Annotated in this window: 17 protein-coding genes; 7 read left to right on the forward strand and 10 right to left on the reverse strand. The window is 57.3% G+C overall.

Translation table 11 applies throughout. The features are described from left to right. The first annotated feature begins 48 nt into the window (after nt 1–48). A complete protein-coding gene (locus tag FHX09_RS20240; RefSeq protein ID WP_183719810.1) occupies nt 49–333 on the forward strand; it encodes a DUF2218 domain-containing protein in 285 nt (94 codons plus the stop codon). Between the two features lie 20 nt (nt 334–353). Next, nucleotides 354–947 carry a nitroreductase family protein gene (locus tag FHX09_RS20245; RefSeq protein ID WP_007798094.1) on the forward strand — a complete coding sequence of 198 codons (594 nt, stop codon included), beginning with the start codon at nt 354–356 and terminating at the stop codon, nt 945–947. A gap of 66 nt (nt 948–1,013) precedes the next feature. On the opposite strand, the gene gyrB is transcribed toward FHX09_RS20245, so the two are convergent. The 5 genes from gyrB to FHX09_RS20270 form a co-directional block, all read right to left on the reverse strand. Then, nucleotides 1,014–3,449: a DNA topoisomerase (ATP-hydrolyzing) subunit B gene (gene gyrB / locus FHX09_RS20250; RefSeq protein WP_132592356.1), complete on the reverse strand. Its 2,436-nt coding sequence runs from the start codon at nt 3,447–3,449 to the stop codon at nt 1,014–1,016. A gap of 134 nt (nt 3,450–3,583) precedes the next feature. After that, a complete protein-coding gene (locus tag FHX09_RS20255; RefSeq protein WP_007798101.1) occupies nt 3,584–3,961 on the reverse strand; it encodes a helix-turn-helix transcriptional regulator in 378 nt (125 codons plus the stop codon). Then, nucleotides 3,958–4,521: a Smr/MutS family protein gene (locus FHX09_RS20260; protein WP_132592358.1), complete on the reverse strand. Its 564-nt coding sequence runs from the start codon at nt 4,519–4,521 to the stop codon at nt 3,958–3,960. The genes FHX09_RS20255 and FHX09_RS20260 overlap by 4 nt, the downstream gene beginning before the upstream one ends. Further along, nucleotides 4,521–5,639 (reverse strand): murein transglycosylase A, encoded by a 1,119-nt coding sequence (locus FHX09_RS20265; protein WP_132592360.1) that lies wholly within the window; start codon nt 5,637–5,639, stop codon nt 4,521–4,523. Before FHX09_RS20265 ends, FHX09_RS20260 begins: the two co-directional genes overlap by 1 nt. Further along, nucleotides 5,636–6,334 carry a Tim44/TimA family putative adaptor protein gene (locus tag FHX09_RS20270; RefSeq protein WP_132592362.1) on the reverse strand — a complete coding sequence of 233 codons (699 nt, stop codon included), beginning with the start codon at nt 6,332–6,334 and terminating at the stop codon, nt 5,636–5,638. Before FHX09_RS20270 ends, FHX09_RS20265 begins: the two co-directional genes overlap by 4 nt. A 125-nt stretch (nt 6,335–6,459) precedes the next feature. Between FHX09_RS20270 and FHX09_RS20275 the strand changes: the two genes are divergently transcribed. Both FHX09_RS20275 and secB read left to right on the forward strand, forming a co-directional pair. Further along, nucleotides 6,460–6,948, forward strand: a complete 489-nt coding sequence (locus FHX09_RS20275; RefSeq protein WP_132592364.1) for an FxsA family protein — start codon at nt 6,460–6,462, stop codon at nt 6,946–6,948. A 93-nt stretch (nt 6,949–7,041) separates the two neighbouring features. Beyond that, nucleotides 7,042–7,524, forward strand: coding sequence for a protein-export chaperone SecB (secB, locus tag FHX09_RS20280; protein ID WP_007798120.1), 483 nt, complete (start codon nt 7,042–7,044; stop codon nt 7,522–7,524). Between the two features lie 58 nt (nt 7,525–7,582). On the opposite strand, the gene dnaQ is transcribed toward secB, so the two are convergent. The 5 genes from dnaQ to FHX09_RS20305 are packed head-to-tail and all read right to left on the reverse strand — an operon-like array spanning nt 7,583 to nt 11,196. After that, a complete protein-coding gene (dnaQ, locus tag FHX09_RS20285; protein WP_132592366.1) occupies nt 7,583–8,290 on the reverse strand; it encodes a DNA polymerase III subunit epsilon in 708 nt (235 codons plus the stop codon). After that, a complete protein-coding gene (gene coaE / locus FHX09_RS20290; RefSeq protein WP_132592368.1) occupies nt 8,283–8,894 on the reverse strand; it encodes a dephospho-CoA kinase in 612 nt (203 codons plus the stop codon). Before coaE ends, dnaQ begins: the two co-directional genes overlap by 8 nt. Further along, nucleotides 8,894–9,751: a shikimate dehydrogenase gene (locus tag FHX09_RS20295; protein ID WP_132592370.1), complete on the reverse strand. Its 858-nt coding sequence runs from the start codon at nt 9,749–9,751 to the stop codon at nt 8,894–8,896. The genes coaE and FHX09_RS20295 overlap by 1 nt, the downstream gene beginning before the upstream one ends. Then, on the reverse strand, nt 9,744–10,343 hold the full coding sequence (locus FHX09_RS20300) for a Maf-like protein (protein WP_132592372.1): 600 nt from the start codon (nt 10,341–10,343) through the stop codon (nt 9,744–9,746). Before FHX09_RS20300 ends, FHX09_RS20295 begins: the two co-directional genes overlap by 8 nt. Nucleotides 10,344–10,374: 31 nt before the next feature. Further along, on the reverse strand, nt 10,375–11,196 hold the full coding sequence (locus FHX09_RS20305) for a pyruvate, water dikinase regulatory protein (protein WP_007798135.1): 822 nt from the start codon (nt 11,194–11,196) through the stop codon (nt 10,375–10,377). 402 nt (nt 11,197–11,598) lie between these two features. On the opposite strand from FHX09_RS20305, the gene hemE reads away from it, so the two are divergent. The 3 genes from hemE to rho all read left to right on the forward strand — a co-directional run bounded on the left by hemE (nt 11,599) and on the right by rho (nt 14,625). After that, nucleotides 11,599–12,633, forward strand: a complete 1,035-nt coding sequence (gene hemE / locus FHX09_RS20310) for a uroporphyrinogen decarboxylase (protein WP_183719747.1) — start codon at nt 11,599–11,601, stop codon at nt 12,631–12,633. Between the two features lie 3 nt (nt 12,634–12,636). Further along, nucleotides 12,637–13,173: a protoporphyrinogen oxidase HemJ gene (hemJ, locus tag FHX09_RS20315; RefSeq protein ID WP_007798141.1), complete on the forward strand. Its 537-nt coding sequence runs from the start codon at nt 12,637–12,639 to the stop codon at nt 13,171–13,173. A 186-nt stretch (nt 13,174–13,359) separates the two neighbouring features. Next, nucleotides 13,360–14,625: a transcription termination factor Rho gene (rho, locus tag FHX09_RS20320; protein WP_085990693.1), complete on the forward strand. Its 1,266-nt coding sequence runs from the start codon at nt 13,360–13,362 to the stop codon at nt 14,623–14,625. Nucleotides 14,626–14,658 lie beyond the last annotated feature (33 nt).

Raw genomic sequence — 14,658 nt, forward strand, 5'->3', positions numbered from 1 at the left:
TGCCAAGTCGATTGGATGGGGCCTAAGACAGGGCAGATGGAGCTTGATATGCCTGTTTCAACGTCTACGGTCGCCACCGCGCACGCCAGCAAGTACCTTCAGCAACTCTGTAAGCACTGGAGCCACAAGTTTGCCGTGGAATTCACCGCGGAACATGGCCGCGTGCCCTTCAGCGACACGGCGGAGGTGACGTTTGCGGCTGATGCCAATGCACTTCACGTGACGCTATCGATCGCCGAGCCGTCACAGCTTGAGCGATATGAAACTGTCGTCGCCGACCATTTGAAGCGATTTGCTTTCCGCGAAGAACTGCACATTACCTGGAATACCTGACAAACGCACTCGGAAGAGCCATGACAAAGAGCAATAATCGCGAATCCCAATGCCCGATCAATCCGTTGTTCTTGGAACGATGGTCGCCGCGTGCCTTTACCGGCGAAGTGATCGATGAATCAGATCTCCTGACAATTCTGGACGCCGCGCATTGGGCACCGTCATCCGCCAACCAACAGCCCTGGCGCTTCATCTATGCGCTCAAGGGTTCCGAAGACTGGGACAAATTCGTCAATCTCCTCGTCGAATCCAATCAGGAATGGGCGAAGAACGCTTCGGCGCTGATCTACGTGGTCTCGAGGGGGTTCAGCGGCGATTTTTCCGAAGGACGGAAGAGCTACACGCACTCGTTCGACGCCGGAGCCGCGTGGGGCTATCTCGCCCTGCAGGCCCGGCTCTCAGGCTTCTACGCACACGGAATGGGTGGCATCAAACACGAGCAAATCCAGGAAACCTTTGCTATTCCCGAAGGCTATCGGGTCGAAGCAGGCGTGGCGGTGGGACGTCTTGCCGACAAGAGTGTGCTTTCGGAGCGTAACCAAGAGCGGGAAGTTCCGAGCCAGCGCAAGCCCCTTTCGGATATCGCCTTCCGAGGCAAGTTCATCGCGAACTAGTGTTCAAACAAAAACCCCGCGCTTCGGCGCGGGGCTTTTGATGCAACGTGCAGGGGCGAGTTCCGCTTAGATGTCGAGGTTTGCAACGCTCAGCGCGTTGTCCTGGATGAATTCCCGGCGAGGCTCGACTTCGTCACCCATCAGGCGCGCAAACAGGCCATCGGCATCAGTCGCGTCGGCGACCTTGACCTGCAGCAGCGACCGAACGTTCGGATCGAGCGTCGTCTCCCAGAGCTGTTCGGCATTCATTTCGCCGAGACCCTTGTAACGCTGCATCGTCAGACCCTTGCGGCCGCTTGCAAAAATCGCATCCAGCAGCGCCCGTGGGCCGGAAATTTCCAGCTCACCGTCGCGTCGAGAGAGTGACGGCGGTGTCTGGTAGATCTCCTTCAGTCGAACCGACAGCTGATCGAGAAGCCGCGCGTCCTGCGAACCGATCAACGCCATGTCGAGCACGACGACTTCCTTCACGCCGCGCACCATGCGCTCAAGCTTGAGCCCGCCTTCGCTCGTCAGGCCGCCTTCCCAACCGCGCTCGGTTTCTTCAGCAATCAGATCAAGGCGTCGGGCAACCTCACCGGCGAGCTGTTCTGCCCTTGAGCGGTCGCTGACGGCTTCCGCATTGAGAGCGCCGGCAATCGCTGCCTGTTCGACGGCAGCGCGATTGTAGCGCGAGTGCAGATTGTCGAGCAGCGCACGGAGGCGCAATGCATCGCCGATCACTTCTCCAAGGTCCTGGCCGGTCCGCACTTCGCCGCTGCCGAGCTTCAAGGCAGCATCGTCCAGGCCTTGGCCGATCAGATAGTCCTCGAGGGCCTTCTCGTTCTTCACGTATTGGATCGATTTGCCGCGCGAGACCTTATAGAGCGGCGGCTGGGCGATATAGAGGTGACCACGCTCGATCAATTCCGGCATCTGGCGGAAGAAGAAGGTCAACAACAGCGTTCGAATGTGGGCGCCGTCGACGTCAGCGTCCGTCATGATGATGATCTTGTGGTAGCGCAGCTTTTCAGCGTTGAACTCGTCCTTGCCGATGCCTGTACCAAGGGCGGTAATCAGCGTGCCGATTTCCTGGCTTGAAAGCATCTTATCGAAGCGAGCGCGCTCGACGTTGAGGATCTTGCCGCGCAGGGGCAGGATCGCCTGGTTTTCACGCGAACGTCCCTGCTTGGCCGAACCGCCTGCCGAATCGCCCTCGACAAGAAAGACTTCAGACTTGGATGGATCGCGCTCGGAGCAATCGGCGAGTTTGCCGGGCAGAGATGCAATGTCGAGAGCGCCCTTACGGCGGGTCAGTTCACGCGCCTTGCGGGCAGCTTCGCGCGCCGCGGCAGCTTCGACCACCTTGCCGACCAAAACCTTGGCTTCCGTCGGGTGCTCTTCCAACCACGTGCTTAGCGCTTCGCTGACGAGGTTCTCGACAACGGGGCGAACTTCCGAAGAAACCAGCTTGTCCTTGGTCTGCGACGAAAACTTGGGGTCCGGTACTTTGACGGAAAGAACGGCGGTCAGGCCCTCGCGGCAATCGTCACCAGTCAGCGTCACCTTTTCCTTCTTTGTGATGCCCGACGTATCGGCATAGGAGGTGATCTGGCGCGTCAGCGCAGCGCGGAAGCCAGCCATGTGCGTACCGCCATCGCGCTGCGGAATGTTGTTGGTGAAGCAAAGGACGTTCTCGTGGTAGCTGTCGTTCCACCACATCGCGACTTCGACGGTAATCCCATCCTTCTCGCCTCGGATTGCCACCGGCTTGTCGACGAGCGGCTTCTTGGCGCGGTCGAGATAGGAGACGAAGGCTTCCAGGCCACCGTCATAGATCATCTCTTCCTGCTTGATATCCGAATGACGCTTGTCGCTCAGGAGGATGCGGACGCCCGAGTTCAGGAACGCGAGCTCGCGCAGACGATGTTCCAGCGTGCCGTAGTCGAATTCGGTCATCGTGAAGGTTTCGGAACTCGGCATGAAGCTGACTTCCGTGCCAGTCTCATCGCGAGCGTCGCCGGTCACTTTCAGCGGCGCATCGGCCACGCCATGCGTGAAGCTCATCTCATGGATCTTGCCTTGACGGCGGATCTTCAGCCTCAGCCAGACGGAGAGCGCATTGACAACGGAAACGCCAACGCCGTGCAGACCACCGGAAACCTTGTAGGAATTCTGATCGAACTTACCCCCGGCGTGAAGCTGCGTCATGATGACTTCAGCCGCCGACACGCCCTCGCCGGTATGAATGTCCGTCGGGATGCCGCGGCCGTTGTCGGTGACGGTGACCGAACCATCAGGATTGAGCGCTACGGTCACGATATCGGCGTGGCCCGCGAGCGCTTCATCGATCGCGTTGTCGACGACTTCGTAGACCATGTGATGAAGACCCGAGCCATCATCGGTATCACCGATATACATACCCGGGCGCTTGCGCACTGCATCAAGGCCCTTCAGAACCTTGATTGAGTCTGCGCCATATTCGGTGCTAACGCCGTTTTCCGTCGTGGGTATATCGGTCATACTTTTCGAGAATTTCCCTGTTGTCGGGGCTGAGGCGAGACTTGCGAATCACCTGCCTTTTACATGCCAGAATATAGGGTTTTTGATCACAGTTCCCAATGCCGGCGCGCTCAAACTGGCCATAAATCAGGGGATTATGACCGTTTTCCGTCCGCTTTTCTGCCGCTTTTAAGAATGTTCGTCAGTTCGCCGAGCGTCGCACGATCAAGATCCCGAATGCGACCCGCCAGAAGATTCGCAAATGCGGTGTGTTCGGCCGATAGACCCGACGTATCGACAACCACCCGGGGGTCGGAAGAACGGGCCAAAAGGAAGAGTTCCTCTGCCTCGTCCCAGATGATGTTAAAGTAACCGGCGATCCGCTGGAGCAGATCGAAGGTTGGTAAGCCGCGCCGCCCATGTTCGAGGGCCGAGAGGTAGGCCGGAGAAACATTGAGAGCCGCAGCCATCTCTTTCTGGGAGACGCCCTTGCGCTCGCGCAGCTTGCGAACCGCCTCGCCGAACGGCGTCATGCTCTCTCTCCATGGCGACGCGACAGCCTGATGTAAAGAGCGCCCTCGCCCCCGTGATGCTGGGCCGCCGTTTCATAGGAAGAGATGAAATACCGAAACTCGGGCTTCGAAAACCACATCGGGACGGCGCGCTTCAGAGCGCCTTCGCTGCCAAGCGAACTGCCCTTGCCGGTAATCACGAGGACATGTCTCATCCCCCGTTCATGGGCTCGCATCAGAAACTCGAGAAGCAGAATGTGAGCTTCGCTCTGGACCAGCCCATGCAGGTCGATCCGAGCTTCCAGCGGCAGTTGGCCCTTTGCGATCTTACGTTTGACGGGTCTTTCAAGCGGGTGGTGAACACCGGATCGCGATTTGGGAGCCGCAGGTGTAGCCGTCCCGCCCACACCTGCAGACGTCTGTTTCGCGCTTGCCGCCGTTTTCTTTTCTACCTCTGCCTCTGCCAGAAACGCATCGAGCTCGGCCAACTCATCCTTTTTGCCAGGCATTGGCCGTGTACTCCGCGCCACCTTACCCCAAAGTATCCTTTCATCGGCATTGAGTTTCCGGTCTCGTGCCATCAGGCGAACCTCGCCGCTGCCGCGTTGGGGAGCAGGATAGCGAAGTCGGCGTCATGGCGTACTGTTCCGGCAAGCTCTCCCGCCCGATCGCCGGATCCGGTGAAGATATCACCCCTCGCCGGACCGACGATCGCAGAGCCAGTATCGAGAGCAAGCATTAGCCGCGCGAACGGCTTGCCATCATCGAGATGGACAAGGTTCTCGGAGCGAACGAAAAACGGAAAGCCGAAAGTATGAATGAGCCGATCGACGGCGAGCGAACGTCCGGCGATCAACGGCACTTTTGCCGCGGCAACAGGGCCGGCGTTCAGGTCTGCTGTCGGAACCTCACGGAAAAAAATGTAGGAGCGATTGTGCCAAAGAACCTCATCCACCTGATGGGGGTGGGCGTCCAGCCATCGCCGAATGGCCTGCATCGAAATCTCGGATCGTTCGATTTCTCCACGCTCGATGAGCAACTTGCCGATCGCCGAGAAAGGGTGGCCCGCCTTCGCGGCATAGCTAATACGTCCAATGCTGCCATCAGGGTAGCGTAAGCGCGCGGCGCCTTGAACATGGACGAAGAAGACATCGACCTTCGACTTTGCCCAAGCAATCTCCAGCCCCCTTCCTGCGAGGCATCCCTCATCGATCGCACGCCGATCCGGATAGGCTTCAATCCGGCCGTCGCTTAGCCTGCCGAAGGCGTAGCTGTCGGGCAGACATGCCGGACGATTGACCTCGTCAAGATCGATCAGCTCGTCGGGGCGGCGATAGAAGGGAAAGCGATATTCATCATCCGTTACGGCTGAAACCATAATCTCAGGCTCGTAGAAGGCGGTGACGAAACCCGGACTGCCATCCGTCGGGCGAATTCTGAAAGGTCGACAGTGGGACTGGAAGAAGGCCCGGGCATCGGCTGCCGATGATATTTTCTCACTCTGAGCTGCCTCAAGCAACGGCAGCAGATCCTGCACCGCAAGCCCCAGTGAGCCAGTCCGATATGGCTTGATCTCATTGATCTGCCGCTGGCATGCCTCCATCGCTTCAAAAAGGCCGGAGGGATCATCATCCTTCCAGCCTTCCAGATCATCGAAGCCTATTGCTTGGAGGGCAAAGCCCGAGGTGTCTTCACTCATGTTTCCGATTCGGTGGCCACGAGTTTCCAGTTCGGATCGCGCGAGCGGGTATCGCGCGCAAACGTCCAGAGATCATTGATCTCAGCGACATTCTCTGCATCGCCGTCAATCAGCTTGTCAGCCTTGTCGTAAGTAGCCGAGATCAGCTGACTGACGATGCGAACCGTAATCTGAACCTCCGTGCCCTTGATCTCGGCGCTAGTGATTTCAGCCTTGTCGATACCGACAAAAGTAGATTTCACCTTCTCACCCTTGGATTCGCGATCAGCGATGGCAGCGTCGAAACCGTCATAGACTTCGCGCGACAAGAGGTTCTTCAGCGTCTTGCGATCACCGTCGGCAAACGCCATCACGATCATCTCGTAGGCCATGCGGGCGCCGTTCACGAATTCCTTCGGATCGAACGAGGCGTCGGCCTTATTGATTTCGCGAAGCGATTCGTTGAGCGCCGTGCCGGCTGGGGCAAAGGCATCAATCGCCGCAAAGCGGTCGTCTTCTTCGGTCGCATCACGACGCGGCAGTGTTACCACTTTTCCGGCGTCCGGAGACTCAGGTCCCACAGCATCGCGCGGCGTGTAGAGATCGCGCGGGGGTTTCTCGTTTCCCGTACGGCGACCGAGGACGCTGCGCAGCTGCAGAAAAATCAGCACCGCCGCCACCAAAAAAAACAATGTGATGAAGTCGTTTGAACCCATATCCCGCCGCAGCCGCTGTTAACATCCCTGATTTGTACTCCCATATAGTCCGCCTATACAGATGATTCAAATAGGGTCGGCAACGCGACCCTCCAACGGAGTCCGGCTCACGCCGGAATAAAACGATGCCCTTGAAGATCCTGCCTGGTTTTCTGCTGCTGCTTCCGCTCGCCGAGATTGCTGGTTTCGTGCTTGTCGGAAAGGCGATTGGACTTTGGCCGACGCTGGCGCTTGTCATTCTGAGCTTCATGCTCGGTATGGCCCTGCTCAGGCGCCAAGGCATCGGGATCCTCCGCCGTATGTCTGCCGAAGGGCGAAACGGCACGGTGCCTGGGCGTGAGCTGCTTCGCCCGGCGATGCTCGTGATCGCCTCTTTGTTACTGATGATCCCCGGCTTCATCACCGACATCGTGGCGTTGCTGATCTTCATTCCTGCTGTGCGCGATCTCGCCTGGCAATATGTTAGCCGCCGTTTCGTTGTCGTGGGGTCAACGAGCGGCTTCAACGCGTCAAGACGCACCAAGGACTCCAAGATCGTCGACCTTGACGACGAGGATTATCGACGCGAACCCAACGACAACTCTCCCTGGTCAGGGAAGCATCTTGGCAAGTGATGAACCGTCCCAGCCGGCCGACTGGCCCAGGGTTGTAACACCATGTCCGAAATGATAGAGCGGCACCCATCCAATGCCCTCGAGGAAAAGCCAATGGCCGACGAAAACAGCAATAACGGTGCAACGAGCCCAAGCCTTACTATCCTTGCCCAATACACCAAGGATCTCTCCTTCGAAAATCCGGGTGCGCCGCGTTCGCTGCAGGCGCGTGACAAGGCTCCGGCCATCAACATCAATGTCAACGTCAACGCCAATCCGCTCTCCGATACGGATTTCGACGTCGTTCTATCTCTGAATGCCGAAGCCAAGGATGGCGACAAGACGGTATTCCATACCGAACTCGTCTATGGCGGCGTCTTCCGGATTGCCGGTTTCCCGCAGGAGCACATGCTACCGGTTCTCTTCATCGAGTGCCCGCGCATGCTCTTCCCGTTCGCACGTCAGATCATTGCCGATGTCACGCGCAATGGTGGCTTCCCGCCGCTGATGATCGATCCAATCGATTTCTCTCAGATGTTTGCGCAGCGGGTTGCCGAAGAGCAGGCGCGTGCCAAGGTCCAGACGACCACGAACTGACAGCGCGCGTATAACACGCTAGAACGAAACGCGATGCCCGGGTCACGACCGGGCATTTTTAGTTTGTGAGATCGTATTTTCCCCAAACACCCTTCGCGCCGAGTTTGGCAATCAGTGCGTCATGGGCTTGCTGCTCGGCTTCGCTGAGGCGTGGCGCAAGGGGCCGCGGCCGTTCGAGCGCGATGATGATCTCTTCGACCACTATTTCCTGCCCGGCCGAGTTGCTTGCGGCGTTTCCTAGCACAAGTGCGGCCTGGCGTCCGCCGATCATCTCGATGTAGACATCGGCAAGCAGTTCAGAGTCGAGAAGCGCGCCGTGCTTCGTACGGTGCGCATTGTCGATGCCATAGCGACGGCAAAGCGCGTCGAGTGAATTGGGACCCATCGGATGCTTTCGACGCGCCATTGACAGCGTGTCGAGCACGCGGTCGGGCAGGATCGGCGGCAAATCAAGTCGGGCTAATTCCGCGTTTATAAAGCCCATATCGAACGTGGCGTTATGCGCAATCCACTTTGCGTCGCCAAAGAAATCGATAATTTGCTGCGCAACGTCTGCGAATGAAGGCTTGTCCTTCAGGAATTCATCGGTGATGCCGTGCACGGCAAGCGCGTCCGGGTGCACCTTCTGGTCGCCCGGATTTATGTAGATGTGGATCGTATTGCCGGTTGGGAAATGATTGAAAAGCTCAATACCACCGATCTCGATAATCCGGTCTACGCGGTTATCCAGCCCCGTGGTTTCCGTATCGAAAATGATCTCACGCATTCAGGAATTCCCCACTGGCGAGCCGCCGTCTCAAATCCGAGACAATCTCCGCGACCCGTTTTCTGGCCGTTTCGATGCTGTGTCCGGTATCGATCACATAGTCGGCCCTTGCCCGCTTTTCGACGTCCGGCGTTTGGCGGGCAAGAATCATGTTGAATTTTTCCACTGTCATACCGGGCCGCGCAAGTACGCGCTCCCGCTGTATCTGTGGATCACAGCTGACGACCACGATAACATCGACCCTGCTCTCGGCTCCCGTTTCGAACAATAGCGGGATATCGAGCAGCACCATCCCTGAGCCGCGTTGTTGCTCGCGTTCGATGAACTCCGCCTCACGCTTTCTCACAAGCGGGTGGACGATGGCTTCAAGGCGCCTGAACCCATCAGGACTTCCGGTCAGCTGGCGACCGAGTTCCTGGCGATCGACAGCACCGTTCTTCATTGTTCCGGGAAAGGCAGCGTCGACCAGGGGCGCTGCCTCCCCTGCATAGAGATCATGGACGACGGCATCGGAATCATTCACAGGCACTCCCGCTTCCGCGAAGAGCTTTGCCATTGTTGATTTGCCCATCCCAATCGAGCCGGTCAATCCGATCCGTAACATCAGTGCTTGTCCATGTCCTCGATAACGAGCGTGCGTAGCTTCTCGTCGACCTTGGGGCGATGCCCGAACCACTTCTCGAAGCCAGGAACGGCTTGATGCAATAGCATGCCTAGTCCGTCGACAACGGCAAATCCTTGCTGCTCGGCTTGCATAAGGAAGGGTGTCTTTAGAGGGACATAGACGATATCGGTTACGACAGCATCCGAGAGCAGCGGCGAAAAATCGATCCGTGGGGCATCCTCGCCGTCCATGCCCAATGAGGTCGTGTTGACGAAAAGGCCGGCACCGCACATGACTTCCGACAAAGCCGCCATCGAATGCGCATTTACGCTCGGCCCAAACCGATCCGCCAATTCCTGAGCGCGCTCGACCGTCCTGTTGACCAGATGAATTTCCTTGACACCGCGATCGCGCAGAGCCTGGATGATGGCGCGGCTCGCGCCACCGGCACCGAGGACGACGGCCGACTGCGCCTTATCCCAGCGCGGATGTCGCTCATCCAGATTTGCGGTGAAGCCGCGTCCATCCGTGTTCGTCGCCTTGAGCCGACCCTCCTCCATCCAAAGCGTATTGGACGCACCAAGCTCTTCGCAAAGTGCGTCCGGGTCGTCAGCAAGTTTGAACGCCATTTCCTTGTGCGGGATGGTGACGTTGCCGCCTACGAAGTCGGAGGCGCCGCTCTTCAGCGACGCGACAAAGGCTGGAAAATCGGCCGGCGCAACTTCATGGGCGCGATAGGACCCTGGGAGTGCAAGTGTCTTCAACCAGTGGCCATGGATGAGAGGCGACCGGGAATGCTTGATGGGAAACCCCGTGACGAAGGCCCGAGGCCCAAATGTTTCACGTGAATCATCCATCAATGGCACCCAATTCTCTCAGTTTCTCCAACAACGGTAACATCGGCAATCCCAGGATTGTAAAATAGTCGCCGTCGATCCGCGAAAACAATTGAAGCCCCTCTCCTTCGAGTTGGTAAGCGCCGACGCTCGCAAGCGCCTTCTCTCCGACGCGCTTCAAATGCCGCTGGATGAAATCGGCGCCGAGCGAACGCATCGTAAGCTCTGCGTGTGAAACATGCTCCCAGACGATGTCGCCGTCGTAAGCGATCGCAATCGCGCTGTTCAGCCGGTGCGTCTTGCCCGACAGCATTGCAAGGTGGTTCGCGGCATCGGCCATGTTCTTAGGCTTATGAAAGGTCTGCGGGCCGAGCGACATCGTTTGATCCGAGCCGATCACAAGGCAGGCCGGAAAGCGATCACTAACCTCCTTTGCCTTGGCCTTGGCAAGAACGAGGGCGACAGCATCAGGCGTGACACCTTCTCTTTCGAGAGGCGCTTCGACCGCACGCTCATCAATGTGAGCTGCATGGGCCTCGAATGCGAGACCAGCATTTTGCATCAGCATGCGGCGGAACGGACTTGAGGATGCGAGAATAAGCTTGGGTGTCATGGAGCCTCGAACAGGTCTGCTGCCGCAGCGCTTAACGCAGCTTCGGACGGAGAGCAACAATTGCTGCCGCCGTCTCCTCGATGGAACGGCGGGTCACATCGATGAGTGGCCAATTGTGCCGAGCACAGAGCGATCGAGCGTATTTGAGCTCCTCTGATATGGCGGCTCGGTCAGTGTATTGCCCTCGGTCGAAACCAGGCGTCGCTCCAAGAATGCGATTCTCACGGACCTGAGAGATCCGATCGGTCGTGGCAATCAGGCAGACGATCAAAGGTTTGGTCGCGGCGAACAGGCTTTCCGGGAGCGGCACACCATGGACGACCGGAATATTGGCTGTCTTGATGCCACGATTCGCAAGGTAGATGCTGGTCGGCGTTTTCGACGTCCGACTGATGCCAATGATGACGACGTCAGCATCATTGTAGTCATCGGGCATCTGGCCGTCGTCATGATCCATCGTGAAGTTGAGTGCTTCGATACGCGCGAAGTAGCCTGCGTTCATCACGTGCTGCGCGCCAACGCGCCGACGCGACGGTGCACCGAGATAAATCTGGAATGCGTTCATGACAGGTTCGAGCACGTTCACTGACGCAACGCCCATCTCCGCGCAGCGTTGGTCAATGAGGGTCGCGAGCTCACGGTCGACAATCGTGTAGAGAACGATACCTGGCTGACTGTCGATCGATTGGAGAACCTGCAAAAGCTGCTTGCGATTGCGAACGAGTGGGTAGACGTGCTCGATCGGCTGCGCGGACTTGAATTGTGCTGATGCCGCGCGCCCGGCGGAAATCAGCGTTTCGCCGGTCGAGTCAGAAATCAGATGCAGATGGAAGAAGTTCGTGCGGTTCTCCACGCTATTTTCCGTGGCCTGTTGAAAAGACTGGACAACGGAGAGCTAAGAGAGCCCGAGGGGGTTAGGCAAGGGAAAACATGTCACCTTTTCCACAAATCGAATTTCACGGGAGCCGACAACGCGGCCTGTTGGTTCCGTGGATAGCGATTGACAGTTCGACCACAATCTATGTTTTTTCCACAGTTCAACCGAACCTGCCGGATATCTTATCCGATTGGAATAATTTGCGTTTTCTGGTTTATCCACGATTTCAGGCCAAGAGCCCGCCACTCAATTGCTGCGAACTTGCGGTGGCGCGACAAAAGGCTCCGGCAGTGGATTAATTTTAATCCTTGATAGAAACAGACTCTAAGAAATAGAAACCTTTTAAAATATCTTAGATTTTTTTTAGGGAAGAAGCGCGTGGGTGAAAGCCGCCGGAAAATCATGAGGGTCTTGGATGGCGAAACCCTCACCCCTCCTCCAATCTGGCTGATGAGACAGGCTGGACGATACCTTCCTGAGTACAGGGAAACGCGCGCGAAGGCCGGAAGCTTCCTTGATCTCTGTTATTCGCCTGAACATGCTGTGGAGGTCACTCTTCAGCCTATTCGCCGCTATGGCTTCGATGCGGCGATTCTCTTCTCTGATATCTTGGTGATTCCGGATGCGATGAAGCGGAACGTTCGCTTCACGGAGGGCCATGGACCGCAGATGGATCCCATCGACGAAGCGGGAATCTTCCTGATCAAGACCGACCATATCATCGATTATCTGCAGCCGGTCTTGGAAACGGTTGCGCGCCTGCGGAAGGAACTGTCGGGTGAAACAACCCTTCTCGGCTTCTGTGGTGCTCCGTGGACGGTTGCGACCTATATGATCGCTGGCCATGGCACGCCCGATCAGGCTCCCGCTCGCCTCTTTGCCTATAAGCATCCGAAGGCGTTCGAACATTTGCTTGCGGTCCTGGCCGAGGTGTCGGCCGACTATTTGATTGCGCAGATCGATGCAGGTGCAGATGCCGTACAGATCTTCGATTCCTGGGCTGGTGTTCTCGGCGAGCGGGAGTTCGAGGCGTTTGCGGTAAAGCCTGTGGCGCGGATGATCGCCTCCATCAAGGCGCGGCGACCGAACGCTCGGGTTATAGCCTTCGCTAAGGGAGCCGGGTTCCTGCTGAAGGACTACCGCCAGAAAACGAAGGCAGATGCGATCGGGCTTGATTGGTCGGTGCCCTTGGATTTTGCTGTAGAACTGCAAAAGGATGGAGCCGTACAAGGCAATCTCGATCCGATGCGCGTCGTTGCCGGCGGCGCGGCGCTCGAGGAGGGGGTCACCGACATCCTCGAGAAGCTTGGCGACGGTCCATTGATATTCAATCTTGGCCATGGAATTACTCCCCAGGCCGACCCTCAGAACGTCCAGCTGCTTGTCGAGCATGTTCGCAGCTGGAGCCGATAGCACATGGAAAAGCAGACAGATGAGAAGCCTGGCACTTATGCGCGCCGCCGTGCGCACTTTGCTATCCTGTTCTTCGGATTTCTGGCCGTGGGGCTATTTCTGTGGAACCCAAATGATCTCTATCTGTGGATCAAGGCGCTCCATATCATCGCAGTAATTTCGTGGATGGCCGGCCTCTTCTACATGCCGCGACTCTTCATTTATCATACCGACGCCGAGCCTGGCTCGACGCAGTCCGAGACCTTCAAGGTCATGGAACGTCGCTTGCTGAAGGTGATCATGAACCCGGCAATGATGCTCACCTGGATCTTTGGGCTCTATCTCACTTGGTCGGTCTACGGCTTTCAGGGTGGCTGGCTGCATGCGAAGATTGGTCTCGTTGTGCTCCTGACGGCCGTGCACGTCCTTTTTGCTCGCGCAGCCAGAGCGTTCGAGCGCGATGAGAACCGCCGGTCGGCGCGCTACTGGCGTTTCATGAATGAGGCGCCGACCCTATTGATGATCGCGATTGTTATTCTGGTCGTGGTCAAGCCGTTCTGATGGAAGGCCATTCGGTTAAATTTTCTTTTAAGCAGCCCCCTTGCGGCGGTGAACCTTACTCGCTATTTTCGGTCCACCTCATCCTTGTGGCAGTATGTAAAGTTCGATCGTCTGCGATCCCTTCGCAGGACCGGTTACAGCCTCGACATCGCCTTCCCCCCAGAATTTAAGAGTAATGGTCACTTCATGGCTGAAATGAAGCTTCAAGAACTTAAGAGTAAGTCCCCGACGGATCTGCTGGCATTCGCCGAATCGCTCGAGGTCGAAAATGCGAGCACGATGCGCAAACAGGAATTGATGTTTGCAATCCTGAAGGTGCTCGCCAGCCAGGACGTAGAGATTATCGGTGAAGGCGTTGTGGAGGTTCTCCAGGACGGTTTTGGTTTCCTGCGGTCTGCCAACGCGAACTATCTTCCGGGCCCGGACGATATCTATATCTCACCATCGCAGATCCGCCGTTTTTCGCTGAAGACCGGCGATACAGTCGAAGGCCCGATCCGCGGGCCCAAGGAAGGCGAGCGCTACTTCGCGCTGCTGAAGGTCAACACCATCAATTTCGACGATCCCGAGAAGATTCGTCACAAGGTGCATTTCGATAACCTGACGCCGCTGTATCCGAATGAACGCTTCAGGATGGAATTGGATGTCCCCACCACCAAAGACCTGTCGCCGCGCGTCATCGATCTCGTGGCACCGCTTGGTAAGGGTCAGCGTGGCCTGATCGTCGCGCCGCCGCGCACCGGTAAGACCGTTCTCCTTCAGAACATTGCACACTCGATCACGGCGAATCATCCCGAGTGCTATCTCATTGTTCTTCTCATCGATGAACGCCCGGAAGAAGTCACGGACATGCAGCGTTCCGTTCGCGGCGAGGTCATATCCTCGACCTTTGACGAACCGGCTGTGCGCCACGTCCAGGTGGCCGAAATGGTCATCGAAAAGGCGAAGCGTCTCGTGGAACACGGCCGCGACGTTGTGATCCTGCTTGATTCGATCACGCGTTTGGGCCGCGCCTACAACACTGTTGTCCCGTCTTCCGGCAAGGTCCTCACGGGTGGTGTTGATGCGAACGCGCTGCAGCGCCCGAAGCGCTTCTTCGGCGCCGCACGCAATATAGAAGAGGGCGGATCACTTACGATCATCGCAACGGCTCTTATCGATACCGGCAGCCGCATGGATGAAGTGATCTTCGAAGAGTTTAAGGGAACCGGAAACTCCGAAATCGTTCTCGACCGCAAGGTCGCCGACAAGCGTATCTTCCCGGCGATGGATATCCTGAAGTCCGGCACGCGTAAGGAAGACCTGCTGGTGCCGCGACAGGATCTTCAGAAGATCTTCGTGTTGCGTCGCATCCTGGCCCCGATGGGAACGACCGACGCGATCGAGTTCCTGATCGACAAACTGAAACAGACGAAGAACAATCCGGACTTCTTCGATTCTATGAATACATAATCCTTAGCCGGATTCTTCGATAAAGCCGGTCAC

The sequence above is a fragment of the Rhizobium sp. BK538 genome (assembly GCF_014197575.1).
Classification (GTDB): domain Bacteria; phylum Pseudomonadota; class Alphaproteobacteria; order Rhizobiales; family Rhizobiaceae; genus Rhizobium.